Origin of the sequence: Pediococcus pentosaceus ATCC 25745 (assembly GCF_000014505.1) — a bacterium.
Taxonomy (GTDB): domain Bacteria; phylum Bacillota; class Bacilli; order Lactobacillales; family Lactobacillaceae; genus Pediococcus; species Pediococcus pentosaceus.
Map to the genome: position 1 here is coordinate 606,933 of NC_008525.1, position 17,651 is coordinate 624,583.

Here is a 17,651-nt window from a genome sequence, read left to right on the forward strand (position 1 = left end):
TGGAGTGGAGAATTCCTTTGTAGTACTGTTAAGACAAAAGGAGGGATAACAAAATGGTGACAATGTTAAAGAGGAAGGTTAATTCTGATATAACTGTTATTGGGGGAGGACTGGCTGGAATTTGTGGAGCTATTGCAGCAGCTCGTCTTGGACAAAAAGTTAGTTTAGTCCAGAATCGTGGAGTACTGGGAGGTAATTCTAGTAGTGAGGTACGTGTTTGGGTAGCTGGTGCTACTAAACATGGTGTGAATCGTTATGCTCGAGAGACGGGGATAATGGGAGAGTTATTTGTTGAAAACCAGTATCGTAATCCTGAAGGAAATCCTTATTTATGGGATGTACTTTTGATGGAAAAGGTTAAAGCAGAACCAAATATTCAACTATTTTTAAACACTGAAGTGACCTCGATAGTAATGAATCAAGATAAAACAATTAAAAGCGTTACTGGTTTTATGTCAGCATCAGAAACTTTACTAGAATTTGAAAGCGGTTACTTCATTGACTGTACGGGCGATGGTTTAATCGGGTTCTTAGCGGGAGCTGAATTTAATATAGGACGCGAGAGCAGTAATGTTTACAACGAGAGTTTAGCTCCATTCGAGGCAGATGAGGATACGCTTGGGAGTTCCTTATTTTTCTACACGCGCAACGTGGGACACCCAGTGAAATATATCAAGCCCAGTTTTGCTAAAGACATCACAGAAACATCAATTGTAAATAACCGAATTATTCGAAAAGAGGATAACGGATGTGCCTATTGGTGGATTGAATGGGGCGGAGAATTAGATATTGTACATGATAACGAAAAAATACGAGACGAGCTACAATCAGTAGTTTATGGTATTTGGGATTACATTAAAAATTCTGGAAAATATGATGCAGACAATCTAACCCTGGATTGGATTGGTTCAGTTCCTGGTAAACGTGAATATCGTCGTTTTAAGGGCGGATATGTATTAAAGCAACAGGATATTGAAGAACAAACATTATTTGATGATCGAATTGGATTTGGGGGATGGTCAATCGATTTACATCCAGCAAGTGGGATGTACAACGATTCTGTTGGTGCAAAGCATTCTGTTGCAGATGGTGTATATCATATTCCTTATCGTATTTTATATTCGCGGGATATTAATAATTTGTTCTTTGCTGGACGGGATGTTTCAGTATCACACGTGGCTTTTGGAACAGTACGGGTAATGGCTACTTGCGCAGTAATGGGACAAGCTGCGGGTACGGCAGCTGCTTTGGCAAATGAAAAGCAAATTAAGCCAGCCGCAATTTATTCTAATTATTTGCAGGAATATCAGCAAACCTTATTGAGAGAGGATGGTTCTGTTTTAGGAGTTAAAAATGAAGATTTAAATGATTTGGCAAGAAAGGCTGAAGTGACTGCATCTAGCGCGTTAAAAGAAATTAATACATATGCGGTAGATATGGATCCGTATCCACTTGATAAAGCGGTTGCCTTCACATTGCCTGTAGATCCTAATATTAAAGAACTTAAACTCCTTATTTCAACGGCCAAAGCAACAGAATTAAAAGTTACTTGGTATAGCACAGGAAAACCACAGAATTATATCCCAGATTCTAAAATTGATGAACAGACAATTGAAGTTGAAGCAAACTTTATGGGATGGAAAACAGTTAATATTGATTGGCAACCAGAACAACCACAAAATATTTTTGTGATAGTAGAAAAAAATGAAAATTGTTCTGTATATCTAGGGCATCAAGAATTTGCCGGTGTTTTGAGCTATGTAAATGATCCAATTCAAGAATTGAGTCAGCCAGAATTACATGACTATTCACGTAAAAGTCCTTTGTTGTATTGGACTAATCAATCGATTAGTCGTCGGAACTTTGTTTTTAAAGTGGAACAAACAGAAGCATATTCAGCAGAAAAAATTATTAATGGGTATGTGAGACCATATGGTGGTCCTAATATGTGGGTGACTAATTTCAGAAATAAACCAGAAGAAATTCAACTTACTTGGACGAAGCCGCAACATATAAAGCAAATTAATTTAACTTTTAATGATGACGTTAATGAAGACATTATTAACCTCCATCATCACAAAACTTACTTTGAACAGGTTCCTGAGTTAATTAAATCTTATCGAGTGTACTATCAAAGTGAGGATGAGTGGCATTTATTATGGCAAACAGATTCTAATCGAGAAAGACATATTGTCCAAAAATTAGATCAAACGATTGAGACTAAAAAATTAAAATTTGAATTATTACAAACCAATGGTAGTCAACAAATTTCATTAAATGAGATTCGAGTTTATTAAGGAGGTTTACTATGGAAAGTAGTCATAAAAAACTATCTACCAATATGCGCTATGTTATTTTAGCGTTAGTATTCATTAATATCGTAATTAATTACATGGACAGAACCAATGTTTCAATTGCAATGCCGGAACTTTCTAAAGAAATTCATTTATCAACGGTTCAACAGGGGCTAATCTTTTCAGCGTTTGGTTGGATTTATGCTGCAATGTAAATTCCAGGTGGTATTCTATTAGATAAATTTGGTTCTAGAATTATGTATTTCATCAGTCTATTTGGTTGGTCCTTAGTTACTGTTTTTCAAGCCTTTATTGGTGGCTTTGGACAATTAATGGGACTGAGATTAGGAGTAGGCTTCTTTGAAGCTCCTGTTATGCCTGCTAATAATCGAGCAATTTCTTATTGGTTTCCAGAAGATGAACGAGGTTCTGCGATCGGTATTTATTCATCGGCCCAATTCCTAGGACTGGCTTTTTCTACACCAATTTTATATTCAATTCATAATACAATCGGTTGGCGAGGGCTGTTTATTGTCACAGGAATCATTGGAATAATTTGGTCAGTTGTTTGGTATATTTTATATGCTGATCCCAATAAGAGTCGGTTTGTTGGTGATGACGAATTAGCATACATTAAAGCGGGCGGCGCGATTTCCGAAGGTGATGATGCACAGTCAAACTCTAATACAAAGCAAGAAAAAACAAAAATAACATGGGAAAATATTAAGCAATTATTTACACGGCGTTTATTAGGAATTTATATTGGTCAATTTGCCATCTCTGGAACATTCTGGTTTTTCCTAACTTGGTTCCCAACATATTTAACTAAGGCTAAACACGTTAACTTCTTGCAATCAGGTATGTTATCGTCCATTCCTTATTTGGCAGCGTTCTGTGGAGTTATCTTAGCTGGTTTTATGTCTGATAAATTATTGAAGAGTGGTAAGTCAGCAAGTTTCGCACGGAAAGCACCTGTAATTACTGGATTACTATTAACCTTATTAATTTTAGGTGCTAACTATGTAAGTAGTCCCGCACTAATAATTATGTTTATGTCTATAGCATTTTTTGGAAACGGTTTAGCGACGATCACTTGGGTGTTTGTTACAGCATTAGCTCCTAAACATTTAATTGGTTTAGCCGGAGGAATTTTTAACGGTTGTGGAGCATTATCTTCGATAGTGATACCAATTGTGATTGGTTTCCTTGTATCAAAAGGTAATTTCTCATCTGCGTTAATTTTTATTGCTGCTATCGCATTAGTAGGAGCTTTATCATATATTTTAGTAGTAGGAAAAATTGAAATTAATGAAGATTAGGTTAACAGATTATGAATTGAATTTTTAAATAAATTTGCTAGATATTATTATAATCAGCAACTAAAAACACATTCTGCATATTTTCAGAATGTGTTTTTAGTTTATTTAATCCTTCTACCAATGAAACGCCACCTGCACCCCCATAATTAACATCCGCACCCCAATTGTTGCCAGAATCAATCCCATCAACTTCGTAATCACGTTCATAATGTTATTACCCAATTTAGCCATAATTTGTTCCCCGTAGATAAAAATGAAATAAGTTATGACCGATAGAACGACAAAAGCACTAATCACGATGAAGGGATTGGTACTACTCGACAAGTTCATAGTAGTGGCGATGGTTCCAGGACCAGCCAGCACCGGCATAGCCAGTGGAGAAATCGCTACGTCAGTATTATTACTGTTAATGGAATCCTTAACCGATTGCTTGGGATCATGCTGAATAGGGGACACGTTCCCTTGGATCATGTGATAACCAATCAAACCTAGAATGATTCCACCCATAATCCGTAAAGCTGAAAGATTAATACCAAAGATACTAAAAATGTAATTACCTAGTAGTGCAAAAAGTGCCACAATCACGGTCGCAACGATGAAGGCTAAGCGTGCAATGGCATCGACTTCTTTTCTATTATTATCAGCAGTCAAACTCACAAACATGGGTAAGTTAGCAAAAGGGTTCATAATTGCGAAAAAGGCGGTAAATGATAGCAAGAAAGCTTGAACTAAATTCATAGTGCACCTCCGTTAATTAAGTTGAATTAGCTTAACTTAATTATATGGGGGAACGATTTAAAACCCAATTAATATGGCTGGTTAAGAAGGGAAAAGCGGTCTTTAAAGACGAATTTCCAAAAATACTCGATTTTTATAAAAAGAGCTTGTATTTAACTAAACGTGTATAATATAATGCTTGTGAAGATAGATAGCATTAGCCATCACTTATCTATCTTTATGCGTTTTTATACATACTGAATGCTGGGATTCAGTATGTCAATATCCCTAAAGGCGCCCTTAATTACGAATTATAGTATTAATCCAAAATAGAGGAGGCTAAAAAGTTTACATAAAAATAAGACTTTTATATATTATGAAAATATTCACAATATATAAATGAAAATCATTAGTAACATTTGAATTATTGATGATTAGATTAGTTGTAGTATCGGGGAAGCAGATTAAAAAAGGGGTATTAAGATGAAGAAAATTATTTTAAGTGCAATGTTATGTGGTGGTATGTTATTAGGTGTTGCCAATAGTGGTGTAGCTCATGCAGCTGATAAGCTAACCGGGAATACAACCGCAACTGCTACAGTTACTAAAGGTGATGTCACGTTAGACATTGATTCTGCAATCAATTTTGATCCACAACCTTTAAGTGGGGATGTAAACTTTGGTTCTCAAGATGTTAACTATAAAGTTACAGATTATTCTGGAGATACTAAAGGATACCAACTATCTGCTAAATTAGGTGACACAGATGCAACTCGTACGGTAAAAATTGGTGACGCAACACTTTCTGATGCTGCAGCAGTAGTAGCATCTAAAGATTCTAATATCGTCGGGGAAAACGCTGATAAATTATCTGTAAGCCTTGAATATAATGGAATAAAAGAAGTAAAGGATTATAGCACTGCTATTCAATGGAATTTAACTAAGACTCAAACAGAACAAATTACAGAATAGCACCATTATTCCGAGGAGAGACTTAGTTCTCTCTTCTTTTTTTGAAAAGAGATCGATATGAAAAAAATATTCACGTTGGTATTTATATTTGTAATCAGCATTCTAACTGCGACGAATGTACATGCTGATCATAAACTTGCTAGTTATTCAGTGACACCCATTTTTTCGGAACATCAGACGGATGGAGCCGATAGCTATTTTGACATCAAATGGCCACCAGCTAGTAAGGAATCATTTGGTATTAAAATCACAAATAATACTAAAAAGACCAAGCGATTTGAAATTGAAGTGAACAAAGCTCGGACTAATCGTAACGGCATTGTTGACTATTCTGATCGTACTCCGGAAAAAGCTAATACGGTTTACAAATTGACTCAAATGATTAGGTTGCCTAAAGAAGTCGAAGTTACTCCCAACAGTAGCCAAATTATTCACGGCAGCATTAGTTTTCCAGCTAAAGATTTCAATGGAATTTTGATGGCTGGATTACATTTTACGGAGAAAACGACAACAGCAAAGAAAAATACAGTTTCTAACACGGTTGCTTATAACATTCCGTTCGTAATCCGCGGAAATCATGACCAACGTCCCAAACCACGGTTATCCCTAGATCAATTGAAGATGACTAAACCTAACTTGAGTACTTACGAATTAGATGCAAAGCTTACCAACCATCATCAAAATTTACTTAAGAGTGTCAAAACGGTTTCGTCCATCAAAAATATGGATAATAAAACCCTCAAAAAGGAAACTAAGCGGATTGACATTACGCCTGAAACAACTTTTGAGAATCCTATCCAAGTACCTAAAAATATAAAAGCAGGTCAATACAAGCTTGTTTTGACCATGCAACATGGAAAAGATCATTGGAAATTTGAAAAGAACTTCAAGATTAAGCCAGCTGATTTGAAGGTCGCTAAGCGCCATCAGATTCAAAATCATTCGGCCTTATTCATCGGACTGGCGGTAATTGCGCTCATCGTAATTGGCGTTGGCTGGATTATATTCAAGAAGCTAAAACGAAAATAGTTTTTTAACCCAAAAGAAGGCTCGCCGTTAAGCGAACCTTCTTTTTATTTGTCGTCTTTATGCATTTTATCTTTGAGTTCTTCCATGGCGCCTTCAGCTGATTCCTTGACGTCTTTAAGCTTATCTTTGACTTTACCAGTCATATTTTGAGCTTTACCTTTAGTTTCTTCTTTTTTGTCGCCAGTTACTTTGCCGGCACCTTCACGAACTTTACCTGTAACTCTATCTTTAGTATTTTCCAATCTTTCGTTATCAGACATAAAACAATACCTCCTAAAAGTTAAGTTTTTTGGTTCATCTCCATTGTAGCAAGTCCACCATCTAAAGTAGTAATGATATGCTCAACTTGAGTCGATGGACAAAAAGTTGTATCATGAAACCGAATTCAAAATTTAATAAATATCTGCACTAGGGGTGTTCTTAGAAGAACTGAGATACGCTTGTTCAGCGTGATCCCTTTGAACCTGTAAGTTAGTACTTGCGAAGGAAAGTGTTTAATTGTTGAAACCAAAACCATCCTTCTGTCTACAAAAGGGTGGTTTTTTCGACATTAAGGGCAGTGATAGATATTGGTAAGGAGCTTATTATGAACCTTCAAGATATTGCCAAAATCCGGGAAGTTAATCCGGTAGTAGTTAATTATGCTAATTTTGTTACCCCATTTTTGGTGGCGAATGGCTTAAATGCGGTGGGAGCTTCTCCCATCATGAGTGATGAAGTTAGTGAAGCGGAGGAACTCGTCCAACTCGCATCGGCCGTGGTGATTAATGCTGGCGCTTCTCGTAAAGAGAGCTGGCCACTGATGAATAAGCTGTGTGAAGCAGCTAATCAATATCAAAAACCACTCGTCTTAGATCCCGTCGCAGTCGGTGCCACCCAGTACCGCAAAGCCCTCAATTTGATGTTACTAGAAAAATATCATTTCGATGTGATTCGTGGAAATATCGGAGAAATCGCCGTTTTAGCCGGTATCGATTGGCAAACGCGCGGTATCGACGCTGGAAATGGGACCGGCGACATGAGCGCAGTTGTCCAAGCTTGTGCCCAGAAATTTAAGAACGTGGTGATTGCTAGTGGTGAAGTCGATTATATCAGCGACGGTCAACAAGTGATCACGGTGCACAATAACACTAAGTTGTTACCAGCCATCGTGGGCTCCGGCGATTTATTATCCAGTATCGTAGGAGCGTTCAGCGCCGTAGCTGAAAATACTTTAGATGCTGCTGTTACCGCTAGTTTGGTACTCTCGTGTGCGGGAGAACGTGCAGCGGCGCAACTCGATCAACAAAATCGACCAGGCAGTTTTTTGTCCTATCTTTTAGACGAATTAGCTAATATCACCCCTGAACAAGTTCAAGACCTTATGAAAATTGGAGAAGCATAAATCATGAAAAGTAAATTAGTACCTCAAGTTTTAACCATCGCCGGCACCGATAGTGGTGGGGGCGCCGGCATTCAAGCCGATATGAAGACGATGCAGGAGCGTCACGTTTTTTCGACCTGTGTGGTGGTGGCCGTTACCGCTCAAAACACGTTAGGCGTGCTCGATGTAGAAGTTATGCCCAAACGAATGATTGACCAACAATTTAAAGCCTTGGCGGAAGATCTAGATATCAAGGTAGCCAAGACTGGCATGCTCGCTAACACCGCGGTGGTAAACGCCGTGGTGGAAAACTATCGAAAATACGACTTTGGACCACTCGTCGTCGATCCCGTCATGATTGCTAAAGGGGGCGCAAAGCTCCTGAGTGATGATGCGGTTGATGCCGTGCGTACCCAACTCGCACCGCTGGCCTACTTAATCATCCCCAACTTACCGGAAGTAGAAAAATTAGCTGGGATGGAAATCAAAAATAATGCCGATGTGAAAGAGGCCGCTCGTCGCCTGCAACAACTCGGGGTTAAAAACGTCTTAATTAAGGGCGGTCATTTTAGTGATCAACCTGAAAGTCGAGATTACGTCCTATTTGAAAATGGCGAAGAAATGGAATTGACGGGACCCCGTTTTGAAACGAATAACACCCATGGCACAGGCGACACGATTTCTTCCGTGATTGTTGCCGAACTAGCTAAGGGAGCATCTTTGAAAGCAGCCTTGTGCACTGGTAAAGCATTTATCAATGCGGCGATTAGTGATGGGATTCAAGTTGGCCATGGACATGGTCCCTTGAACCATTGGGCTTATGGTGAGGAAGAACAATGAAATTCAATTCAGATATGTTAAAAATTTATTTTGTGGCCGGCACCCAAGATGTTGCTAATAAGGCGGATTTCTTACCTAAAGTGGAAGAAATCTTACAAGCCGGGGCAACGGCCTTTCAACTACGGGAAAAGGGTTATAACAGTATCGATAATCCAGCTGAATTAACCGAACTGGCTGAAAAATGCCATCAGTTAACCCAAAAGTATCACGTACCGTTGTTCATTGATGATGACGTGGACTTAGCTTTAGCCATTCATGCTGAAGGCATTCACGTGGGTCAAAAAGATGAAAAAATTGAGTCAGTTTTAAAACGGGTTCAGGGTTCGATGATTGTCGGGTTATCTTGTAACACCGAAGCGCAAGTCAAACAGGCTAACCAACTCGATGGAATTGATTATCTGGGAACCGGGACGGTCTTTGAAACGACCTCTAAAGCCGACGCGGGAGCCGCACTCGGTGTAGCCAAACTCCAAGAACTCGTCGAACTGAGTCACTATCCAATCGTCGCCATCGGGGGTATCACGCTTGATAATCTCCCCCAGACGATGGCTACGGGAGTCAAAGGCTTTGCGGCCATTAGTATGTTTACGCAGATGACGGCAGTGCCCACTCAAATGCAAAAAATTAAAGCGATCGTTAAGGGATGAGGAGGAAAGCTATGTTTTCAGCACGTTTAAAAGCAATTGCTCAACCCGTCCTCGCCGATATTGAAAATCATCCATTCGTGCGAGGAATTCAAGCGGGCGCCGTTCCGGCAGCGGCCTTAATGGTCTACGTTGAACAGGATACCTGTTTTTTAGATGCCTTCGCCAAAGTCTATGCGGGCGCTCTTTCCAAATGTACTACTAAAGACCAGATGCGCTTTTTTGAGGAACAGATTCGCTACACTTTAAATGACGAAGCTGGTGCACATCAAATCCTATGTGACATCGCTGGTCAAAAGCTCAGCGACCATCAACATGCCAAACAGCGACCAATTACCTACCTATATAATGAGCATCTTTTTAACGCTTTACGAACGGGAGATTTAATCGACTTAATTGCGGCAATGTTACCTTGTCCTTGGACGTATACTGAAATTAGTCAGCAAATTGTGGACGGAGCAGCACCAGATAATCCCTTCTTACCCTGGATTGAATTTTATCAACCTCAACCAGGTCAAATTGATGGCAGCATGGTAAAAACTTTATTTGGTATGGTTGACGAATTAGCAATAGGTCTCAGTGAGGAACGCCAACATGAAATCGAACAACGTTTCTTGCGAAGTTGCGAATTAGAGTATGAATTTTGGGAACAAGCATACTATCAAAAAGATTGGAAATATAAAAATTAGGCCAAGCGTGTTAGTATAAAAGTAAATAGGTGACGAATTTAAGAGGAGGTGACTTAATTGTCAGACTCCTTTTATTATTTACCCGTCATTAACATCCCAAAGAGAAGAAGAGGAATTACATGAATCCACAGGCAGTTTTGAAATCAAATTTTGGATATGATGCGTTTCGACCAGGGCAGGAGCGAGCCATCAACGCAGTTTTGGACCACCAAAACGTTTTGGCCGTCATGCCAACGGGCGGAGGGAAATCACTGTGTTATCAAATTCCAGCCTTGATGCAGGCGGGACTAACCTTAGTTATTTCGCCTTTGATTTCTTTGATGAAAGATCAAGTTGATGCTCTAGCAGCCAACGGAATTGACGCCACCTTCATCAATAGCTCCTTAGATTATGCGGAAATCAACGAGCGGTTTAGCCAAGCGCGCCAGGGTGCGGTGAAGCTGCTTTATATTTCACCAGAACGCCTCGATTCCGAATACTTTGATCGCTTAGCAGAACTACCGATTGATTTGATTGCCATCGATGAAGCCCACTGTATTTCACAGTGGGGGCATGATTTTCGACCGAGCTACCTAAAATTAACGGATATCATCCATCATCTTCCAACTCGACCAACGATTATCGCTCTCACCGCTACGGCGACGCCTCGGGTAGCTGAGGATATTAAGCAACGCTTAGCCATCCAACAGGAAGTTCAAACTGGATTTGCTCGACCTAACCTTTCATTTAAAGTCGTCAAGGATCAAGACAGCGACCGTTTTTTGATCGACTACTTGAAATTGAATCCAGATCAATCGGGCATTATCTACGCCAGTACCGTGAAAGAGGTCGAACGGCTCCATCGCCTTTTAACTAAAAAGCATTTCCAAGTGGCCATGTATCATGGACAACTTTCGAAAGAAGAACGTCGGCAAAATCAAGACGACTTTCTGTATGATCGAGTGCTAGTTATGATTGCAACCAACGCGTTTGGGATGGGGATTGATAAGAGTAACGTGCGCTTTGTCATCCACGACCAGATTCCGGGCAGTATCGAATCCTACTATCAAGAAGCGGGGCGTGCAGGGCGAGACGGTCTACCGAGTGAAGCCATCTTGTTATACAAATTGCGCGACGTTCAGATTCAGCACTACTATATCGAACAATCCGAACGAGACGAAGCCAGCATGACGATGGAATACCAAAAGCTACAGGCGATGAGTCAGTATGGTAATACGCAAAAGTGTTTACAGCGCTACATTCTAAATTACTTCAATGAAGATGCTCCAGACTGTGGGCAATGTAGTAACTGTTTGGATACGCGAGCTCTACAAGACGTGACGATTGAGGCTCAGCAAGTGTTGTCTTGTATCCGGCGGATGGGGGAACGTTTTGGAAAAGAAATGGTCGCCCTCGTACTGACGGGTTCGAAAAATCAGCGGGTAAAACAGTTGCACTATGAAAAATTATCGACATACGGTTTAATGCAGCAGCGGACCAAGAAGAGCGTGACCGAATTAATCGATTTTCTCACAGCGGCTGGATACATCGCCCCAGACGGCGGCCAGTTTCCCGTCTTGAAAATCACCGAGGAGGGCTTACGCGTTCTTTTAGGTCAGCAAAAAGTGGCTCGAAAAGTGGCACTTAAGGCAAATAAGTCTTTACCAGAAAACGACGCGTTGTTTGAAGAATTGCGGGCGCTTCGTCGGGAACTAGCTGAAAAACAAAACGTTCCTCCGTTTGTCATCTTTTCCGATCAAACTTTGCACGATATGTGCACAGTCATGCCAGACACGCTCGATGAAATGTTAGACGTGAAAGGAATCGGGGAAAGCAAACTCCAAAAATATGGTGAACAGTTCTTCCAAATTTTACGAAATTATCAAGAAGCTTAGTATTTGTTAAAGTGCTGAGCTTTTTTTGTTAGAATTTATAAGGATAGGTATAAAATGTTGCTACTGCCAATGAGTGAGGAGAATGCTACTTGCGAATCAGAACACTGCTAACCTGGTTGTTGCTTTTCTTGGGAGCAACGTGGGTCATTAAAAATAACATAGTCCAGATACCAGATAATGTGCAACAGACATTTCGAAACGGAGTTAGTCGGGTAACGACTAACTTAAATTCGATTTTGGATTCAAACTGGAATTTTAATCAAAATAAGACGTCGACCAAAAAGGATGTCAGTGACGACGCAACCCCGGTGGAATCGATTGTTAAAAACAAAAATTTATCGAATAAATACTACTACAGTTATCAAGCGGGAACTCCTGATGCTGTCCAGAATGTTTTTAAGCGCGCCATTGCGACTTACAATGCCACGGGGATTGTTAAAATTGTTCCGGGAGCGGAACAAGGCTGGCTAAATCATTTAGAGCTGGGAACCTATCGTAAAAATGTACCGCTAAATCAATCCCGCACGATTGAGCTAGGGATTGGTGGGCCAAAAATTATGGAACAAACGGGCGTAGTTAGTCGAATCGCCAACCATGCGTCCGCCAAACTCAACATTTACTACAACAAAGCCGTTTCACAAGCCGTCGCCACCCATGAAGTCGGGCATGCCTTGGGCTTAGACCACAGCCAAGCTGAGGATTCGGTCATGTACCCGTTGGATCGCGAGCAAACGGCTTTATCGCCAGCCGACCTTGCAGGGTTAAAATCAATTTATGGAGAAACTAAGTAAGAGCTACTAATGCAAATTAGGAGCTCTTTTATTTTGTTACAAAACATTACGGCAATATTACAATATGGAGTAAATGCCCGATAACAAAGCCCGTTTTCGGGTTAAGACGTTGAAAATTTATAGATTAAATGATAGATTTAATTGTGACTTATTAAAAATGGAGAGATACTGTATGAAAAAAACACTAACGTGGTTAGGAGTGGCGGTTGGTTCGTTAGCCGTTTTTGCTGGTGCAGGGTTCGGTGTAACCTTGGTCAATAAGGACTCACTTGCTACACATATGATTGCAAAGTACACGGGAAAAAGTAATGATTCCTCAAGTAGTTCTAGTACCACATCTTCTTCAGTAGAAGACTCAGCAACTTTAAAAGTTGCTAAGAGTTCCAATTTAGATTCGATTTTAAATAATGGTGAATATAACGGTTCAGCAGCCTTAGCGACGGGTAAGAAGATTCTTACGAGTTCACGGGGCTATGCTAACCATGCTGCTAAAAATGAAATGACGGCGAATAGCCAATTTTTAGTGGGGAAAATCCAAGATACGATTAATGCTGGGATTATCATGCATTTAATCGATACAGGCAAAGTTAAGCTCACTGATAAGCTTTCAAAATATGACAGCGAAGTTGCTGGAGCAGAATCCGTGAAAGTGGCCGATGTGATGAATCAGGCTTCAGGGATTACGGCGGATACCATCGCTAGTAGTGGTAAGACTAAGAGCTTAGTCAAAGAAGTTAATGCAAATGCTATCTATGATTCGACAATGCAAGGAACGTTTGCAGATTCTAGAGCCAATACTATCTTACAAGCGGCGATCATCGAAAAAGCTACTGGCGAATCATATCATTCGGTTGTCAGTGATTTGATTGATCAGTTAGAGCTCTCCAATACCGCTTGGGGAATGAAAAATAAGACTGTCGATTACTATCGGGTGGATGATGTAGGTTCAGCATCGAAGGTAAGCAACTCCACTTTAGATACAGCGGAACTCAACCGCTTGGGTAGCGACCAGTTGGTGAGCTCGCCAGCCGATATTGCTCAGCTGTATAACTACCTATTTAATAGTGATTATGTTTCTAGTTCGACTTTAGATAAAGTCTTCGGTCAGGCTAGTGGTCATGTAGCTGGCTTTGCGGTCAAGGGGGATGCCTTGAGCCTCACTCAAGGCGTGAGTGGCGGAAGAAACCGTATCGAATGGAATCTTAAGAAACAGGCCGGAACATTCCTATTTAGTAACTACATCAATGGGGAAAATAACCTGTCATCAATTTCGAAAAATATGTTTGATTACCTAAAATAAACCTTGGAGGAACTCATGGAATCAGTAGAATCACAACAAATTAGTATCGGTCAGATTTTGTCGATACTACGTAAACACATTGGATTAATTTTTGCTAGTACGTTTATCGTAACTTTGTTAGCCGCTTTTATGACTTTTTTTGTTATGACACCAAAGTACAGTGCTACGACTCAAATTTTGGTTAACCGTAAATTGTCAGATGATATGGCGGGCGCCCAATTACAACAAACTCAAGCCGATGTTCAAATGATTAGTACATATAAAGATATCATTACCAGTCCCACGGTTTTGAAGACAGTTAACACTAAATTACAAGGTCAGCCTGGCTATGAAAAGGGTGATGTTGATAGTTTAAAGGGTTCACTTTCAGTTAATAGTCAACAAAACTCTCAAGTTTTCTCCATCACCGCTAAAAGTACCAATCCTAATACAGCAGCTAAGATGGCGAACGAAACAGCTACAACTTTTAAGAATAAAGTAGTTAAGATTATGAGTATCAATAATGTTTCGATCGTTTCGAAAGCGACTGCGGATGACCAACCAGTTAGTCCAAGGACCAAGTTAAACATTGCGGCTGGTTTGGCAGTTGGTTTACTTTTAGGAATGGGATTAGCATTCTTACGCGAATTTAGTGATCGAACCGTTACCTCTGAAGAATTCCTAACCGATGAATTAGGCCTTAAAGGTTTGGGAATTATTAGTGAAATCAACGAAAGTGATATTCGTCGTAAAATCACACCAAAACTTAGAGCACCAATGAGTGATGATGATGATCAATCTAGAATGCGGAGAAGGGTATAGGTAATCGAAATGTTTAAGAAGAAACAAAAGCTAGATAACGAAAGTCTTAAAAATGGTGTGGGATTAGTTACCTTTACTGATCCGACTTCCACGATTGCAGAACAATTTAGAACGGTGCGGACTAACATTCAATTTTCATCAGTCGATAAGGCATTGAAATCAATTGTCTTTACTTCATCCGCACCATCGGAAGGGAAGTCGACGGTAAGTAACAATGTGGCAGTCACTTGGGCGGATCAAGGCAAGCGCGTTTTGATTGTCGATGCGGATATGCGTCGTCCTACTGTACATCGTACCTTTAGTGTCAGCAATGCGGTCGGATTGAGCAACCTCCTGGCGGAGACTGGTAGCTTGGAAAATGCTATCCATGAAACAATCATTAATAATCTTTCGGTAATGCCAAGTGGACCGATTCCACCTAATCCATCGGAATTATTAGGTTCAGGAAAGATGGCGGCCCTATTAGACCAATTAACCGATCACTATGATCTCGTGATTATTGATGCACCACCGGTCAATACAGTAACCGACGCTCAAGTTTTAGCAGCGCGTGCGGATGGAACGATTTTAGTAGTTCCGCAAGGAATTGCCGATAAAGCGGGTGTCCGTCATGCTAAGCAATTACTTGAAGCAGTCCAAGCTAACATTCTAGGGGCAATCTTAAACCGAGCAACCGCTGAAAAATCAACAGGTTATTACGGTGGTTACTATGGTGGTTATTATGGGACGGATAATAAATAATGATGAATTTAATTGATTTACATTGTCATATACTGCCAGGTGTCGACGACGGTGCCAAAGATTTACCAATGGCACTCGACATGGCTCGTGAAGCAGTTAAACAAAACATTACACATATTTTATTAACTCCGCATCACATGGACGGCATGTATACGAACCATAAAGCAGACGTAATTCGTAAGACAGCGGCTTTCCAACAAGAACTAGATGCTGCTGGAATTCCTTTGACGGTTTTTCCAGGTCAAGAAGTTCATTTGACGGGAGAACTGTTAGATGCAATCGATAATGACGATATCTTGTTTATGGATGAGGGGGGGAAGTATTTGTTATTAGAACTTCCTCACAGTGGAATTCCAGAATATACGGAAACGGTAATTTTCGAATTGCTAGCTCGGGGAATCACTCCGGTAATTGCCCATCCAGAGCGCAATCATGGCTTTCAAAAAAATCCCGATCGGCTATACGACTTTGTGGAGATGGGGTGCTTAACCCAACTTACCAGTAGTAGCTATCTGGGAGTGTTTGGAGAAAAGGTAGAGCAATTAACGCAAAAAATTATTGATGCGCGTTTAGGCTTTGTCTTTTCATCTGATGCACACAATTTTGAAGGACGGCGTTTTTTAATGCAAGACGCTTTTAATAAATTAACTAAAGAAACGACAGATCGGAAGGCCGAACTTTTCAACTACAATGCTAAGTCAATTGTGAATGGGGATTCAATTAAGACGGAAAGCATTCTGCACATGTCTTCTACAAAAAAGAAAAAAAAGAAAAGATTCTGGTTATTTTAATGGAGATTAAGATGGTTGAAAACAAGAAAGTTTTAATAGATGAACAAGCTCAAAATCAGCGATACGTTTATCGCTTTTTCAAGAGGATGCTAGATATCGTAGCTAGTGTAATCGGTTTAATTGTGTTATCCCCAGTCTTTTTAATTGTTAGCTTAGCCATCAAGGCCGAGGATCGGGGACCAATCTTTTATTCACAGGTAAGATTGGGAAAAGGTCAACGGCCTTTTAAAATGTGGAAATTTAGATCCATGATCGTTGATGCTGATAAAAAACTTGAAAAATTACTTGAACAAAATGAAGTTGAAGGTGCAATGTTCAAGATGAAAGAAGATCCACGAATTACCAAAGTAGGACGTTTCACACGTAAACATAGCTTAGATGAATTACCACAGTTGTGGAATGTTTTAAAAGGTGAGATGTCACTAGTTGGTCCACGTCCTCCATTGGAGCGAGAGGTGGCAGATTATTCTGAATATGATAAGCAGCGTTTAATCGTTAAGCCAGGATGCACAGGTTTTTGGCAAGTCACTGCCAGAAATGATGTCGATTTTGAAGGAATGGTAAATCTTGATTTAGAGTACATTGAACGTAGTGGTGTTCTATTCGATATTGGTATTTTGTTTAGAACAGTGGCAATTGTATTCAAACCAAATGGCGCATATTAAATTATTTTTACAATAAAGGTGGATTTCTGTGGATATACAAGTATTAGTTGCTGCACATAAAAAGTTCCCTATGCCAGCAGATAAAGATTTATATCTACCAGTACTGGTAGGAGCGACAAAAAATTATAAGAATGGAATTGAATATCAACGCGATGATCAAGGAGATAATATTTCTTATAAAAATCCTAATTATAACGAATTAACGGCTATTTACTGGGCATGGAAAAATTTAGATGCTGATGTTATTGGTTTGGTACATTATCGACGATTATTTAGTATGAGTAGAAAACGAGAATTAGATAATATTCTTAACAGAAATGATATTAAATCACTGTTGGATAAAGCTCCCATTATTCTTCCCAAAAAAAGAAATTATTATATCGAAACTAACTATTCACATTATGTACATGCTCATCATAAAGAGCCTTTGGATGAAACCAGAAAAGTCATTCAAAAGAACTATCCCAAATATCTAAATACTTTTGATTCGGTAATGAAGCGAAGATCGGCGCACATGTTTAATATGTTTATTATGAAAAATAAAGAATTTAAACAATATGCAAGTTGGTTATTTGATATTTTGTTTGAAGTTGAAAAAAATATAGATATTTCTGACTATTCTGTTCAGGAAGCAAGAGTGTTTGGTTATATCTCTGAACTTTTGTTGGACGTATGGATAGAAACCAATAATAAGAAGTATATCGAAACCAATTGGATTCAAATTGGAGATAGAAAAATTATAGAAAAGGCGGTCAACTTTCTTAGCAGGAAATTTTTGCCTGATACGAATAGAAAGAAGACGCATTTTTAATCATGTAATT

General features: G+C 39.6%; 19 protein-coding genes and 1 riboswitch. Of the genes, 17 read left to right on the plus strand and 2 right to left on the minus strand.

Annotated elements, in window-relative coordinates:
- The first annotated feature begins 53 nt into the window (after positions 1-53).
- From PEPE_RS02690 to PEPE_RS02695, 3 genes are read left to right on the plus strand one after another with little or no spacing between them, the layout of a single operon-like run.
- Positions 54-2,297 carry an FAD-dependent oxidoreductase gene (locus PEPE_RS02690; RefSeq protein WP_011673137.1) on the plus strand — a complete coding sequence of 748 codons (2,244 nt, stop codon included), beginning with the start codon at positions 54-56 and terminating at the stop codon, positions 2,295-2,297.
- An 11-nt stretch (positions 2,298-2,308) separates the two neighbouring features.
- Positions 2,309-2,509 carry a sugar phosphate permease gene (locus PEPE_RS09320; protein ID WP_011673138.1) on the plus strand — a complete coding sequence of 67 codons (201 nt, stop codon included), beginning with the start codon at positions 2,309-2,311 and terminating at the stop codon, positions 2,507-2,509.
- A gap of 12 nt (positions 2,510-2,521) precedes the next feature.
- Entirely contained in the window at positions 2,522-3,613 is a 1,092-nt protein-coding gene (locus tag PEPE_RS02695; RefSeq protein WP_261785715.1) for an MFS transporter, read from the plus strand.
- A gap of 114 nt (positions 3,614-3,727) precedes the next feature.
- On the opposite strand, the gene PEPE_RS02700 is transcribed toward PEPE_RS02695, so the two are convergent.
- Positions 3,728-4,351: a MarC family protein gene (locus PEPE_RS02700; protein WP_011673141.1), complete on the minus strand. Its 624-nt coding sequence runs from the start codon at positions 4,349-4,351 to the stop codon at positions 3,728-3,730.
- Between the two features lie 462 nt (positions 4,352-4,813).
- On the opposite strand from PEPE_RS02700, the gene PEPE_RS02705 reads away from it, so the two are divergent.
- Entirely contained in the window at positions 4,814-5,302 is a 489-nt protein-coding gene (locus PEPE_RS02705) for a hypothetical protein (protein ID WP_011673142.1), read from the plus strand.
- Between the two features lie 57 nt (positions 5,303-5,359).
- The gene (locus PEPE_RS02710; protein WP_011673143.1) at positions 5,360-6,331 is read left to right on the plus strand and encodes a DUF916 and DUF3324 domain-containing protein; all 972 of its coding nucleotides are present in this window, start codon (positions 5,360-5,362) and stop codon (positions 6,329-6,331) included.
- 44 nt (positions 6,332-6,375) lie between these two features.
- Here the strand turns inward: PEPE_RS02710 and PEPE_RS02715 are convergent, their stop codons facing one another.
- Complete coding sequence (locus PEPE_RS02715; protein WP_002833966.1) at positions 6,376-6,591, minus strand: CsbD family protein; 216 nt, start codon at positions 6,589-6,591, stop codon at positions 6,376-6,378.
- 140 nt (positions 6,592-6,731) lie between these two features.
- Positions 6,732-6,837, plus strand: a riboswitch (TPP riboswitch).
- 80 nt (positions 6,838-6,917) lie between these two features.
- Here PEPE_RS02715 and thiM point away from each other — a divergent pair.
- The 12 genes from thiM to PEPE_RS02775 all read left to right on the plus strand — a co-directional run bounded on the left by thiM (position 6,918) and on the right by PEPE_RS02775 (position 17,641).
- Positions 6,918-7,715 carry a hydroxyethylthiazole kinase gene (gene thiM / locus PEPE_RS02720; protein WP_011673144.1) on the plus strand — a complete coding sequence of 266 codons (798 nt, stop codon included), beginning with the start codon at positions 6,918-6,920 and terminating at the stop codon, positions 7,713-7,715.
- A gap of 3 nt (positions 7,716-7,718) precedes the next feature.
- Positions 7,719-8,534: a bifunctional hydroxymethylpyrimidine kinase/phosphomethylpyrimidine kinase gene (gene thiD, locus PEPE_RS02725; protein WP_011673145.1), complete on the plus strand. Its 816-nt coding sequence runs from the start codon at positions 7,719-7,721 to the stop codon at positions 8,532-8,534.
- Complete coding sequence (gene thiE, locus PEPE_RS02730) at positions 8,531-9,181, plus strand: thiamine phosphate synthase (RefSeq protein WP_011673146.1); 651 nt, start codon at positions 8,531-8,533, stop codon at positions 9,179-9,181. The genes thiD and thiE overlap by 4 nt, the downstream gene beginning before the upstream one ends.
- An 11-nt stretch (positions 9,182-9,192) precedes the next feature.
- Complete coding sequence (tenA, locus tag PEPE_RS02735) at positions 9,193-9,867, plus strand: thiaminase II (RefSeq protein WP_011673147.1); 675 nt, start codon at positions 9,193-9,195, stop codon at positions 9,865-9,867.
- A 119-nt stretch (positions 9,868-9,986) separates the two neighbouring features.
- A complete protein-coding gene (recQ, locus tag PEPE_RS02740) occupies positions 9,987-11,741 on the plus strand; it encodes a DNA helicase RecQ (protein ID WP_011673148.1) in 1,755 nt (584 codons plus the stop codon).
- An 89-nt stretch (positions 11,742-11,830) separates the two neighbouring features.
- Complete coding sequence (locus PEPE_RS02745; protein ID WP_011673149.1) at positions 11,831-12,532, plus strand: matrixin family metalloprotease; 702 nt, start codon at positions 11,831-11,833, stop codon at positions 12,530-12,532.
- A 172-nt stretch (positions 12,533-12,704) separates the two neighbouring features.
- Positions 12,705-13,832 (plus strand): serine hydrolase domain-containing protein, encoded by a 1,128-nt coding sequence (locus PEPE_RS02750; protein WP_011673150.1) that lies wholly within the window; start codon positions 12,705-12,707, stop codon positions 13,830-13,832.
- 15 nt (positions 13,833-13,847) lie between these two features.
- Positions 13,848-14,633 carry a YveK family protein gene (locus PEPE_RS02755; protein WP_011673151.1) on the plus strand — a complete coding sequence of 262 codons (786 nt, stop codon included), beginning with the start codon at positions 13,848-13,850 and terminating at the stop codon, positions 14,631-14,633.
- 9 nt (positions 14,634-14,642) lie between these two features.
- Positions 14,643-15,374 (plus strand): CpsD/CapB family tyrosine-protein kinase, encoded by a 732-nt coding sequence (locus PEPE_RS02760; RefSeq protein ID WP_011673152.1) that lies wholly within the window; start codon positions 14,643-14,645, stop codon positions 15,372-15,374.
- A gap of 2 nt (positions 15,375-15,376) precedes the next feature.
- Positions 15,377-16,165 carry a tyrosine-protein phosphatase gene (locus tag PEPE_RS02765; protein ID WP_041526989.1) on the plus strand — a complete coding sequence of 263 codons (789 nt, stop codon included), beginning with the start codon at positions 15,377-15,379 and terminating at the stop codon, positions 16,163-16,165.
- Positions 16,165-16,830: a sugar transferase gene (locus PEPE_RS02770; protein ID WP_041526956.1), complete on the plus strand. Its 666-nt coding sequence runs from the start codon at positions 16,165-16,167 to the stop codon at positions 16,828-16,830. The genes PEPE_RS02765 and PEPE_RS02770 overlap by 1 nt, the downstream gene beginning before the upstream one ends.
- A gap of 28 nt (positions 16,831-16,858) precedes the next feature.
- On the plus strand, positions 16,859-17,641 hold the full coding sequence (locus PEPE_RS02775) for a DUF4422 domain-containing protein (protein ID WP_011673155.1): 783 nt from the start codon (positions 16,859-16,861) through the stop codon (positions 17,639-17,641).
- The last annotated feature ends 10 nt before the right edge of the window (positions 17,642-17,651 follow it).

Coding starts and splice junctions, on each gene's coding strand:
- PEPE_RS02770 (WP_041526956.1), top strand. CDS start 16,165: ATGGAGATTAAGATGGTTGAAAACAAGAAAGTTTTAATAGATGAACAA.
- recQ (WP_011673148.1), top strand. CDS start 9,987: ATGAATCCACAGGCAGTTTTGAAATCAAATTTTGGATATGATGCGTTT.
- PEPE_RS02700 (WP_011673141.1), bottom strand. CDS start 4,351: ATGAATTTAGTTCAAGCTTTCTTGCTATCATTTACCGCCTTTTTCGCA.
- tenA (WP_011673147.1), top strand. CDS start 9,193: ATGTTTTCAGCACGTTTAAAAGCAATTGCTCAACCCGTCCTCGCCGAT.
- PEPE_RS02750 (WP_011673150.1), top strand. CDS start 12,705: ATGAAAAAAACACTAACGTGGTTAGGAGTGGCGGTTGGTTCGTTAGCC.
- PEPE_RS02710 (WP_011673143.1), top strand. CDS start 5,360: ATGAAAAAAATATTCACGTTGGTATTTATATTTGTAATCAGCATTCTA.
- PEPE_RS02705 (WP_011673142.1), top strand. CDS start 4,814: ATGAAGAAAATTATTTTAAGTGCAATGTTATGTGGTGGTATGTTATTA.
- thiE (WP_011673146.1), top strand. CDS start 8,531: ATGAAATTCAATTCAGATATGTTAAAAATTTATTTTGTGGCCGGCACC.
- PEPE_RS09320 (WP_011673138.1), top strand. CDS start 2,309: ATGGAAAGTAGTCATAAAAAACTATCTACCAATATGCGCTATGTTATT.
- PEPE_RS02765 (WP_041526989.1), top strand. CDS start 15,377: ATGAATTTAATTGATTTACATTGTCATATACTGCCAGGTGTCGACGAC.
- PEPE_RS02755 (WP_011673151.1), top strand. CDS start 13,848: ATGGAATCAGTAGAATCACAACAAATTAGTATCGGTCAGATTTTGTCG.
- PEPE_RS02715 (WP_002833966.1), bottom strand. CDS start 6,591: ATGTCTGATAACGAAAGATTGGAAAATACTAAAGATAGAGTTACAGGT.
- thiM (WP_011673144.1), top strand. CDS start 6,918: ATGAACCTTCAAGATATTGCCAAAATCCGGGAAGTTAATCCGGTAGTA.
- PEPE_RS02760 (WP_011673152.1), top strand. CDS start 14,643: ATGTTTAAGAAGAAACAAAAGCTAGATAACGAAAGTCTTAAAAATGGT.
- thiD (WP_011673145.1), top strand. CDS start 7,719: ATGAAAAGTAAATTAGTACCTCAAGTTTTAACCATCGCCGGCACCGAT.
- PEPE_RS02690 (WP_011673137.1), top strand. CDS start 54: ATGGTGACAATGTTAAAGAGGAAGGTTAATTCTGATATAACTGTTATT.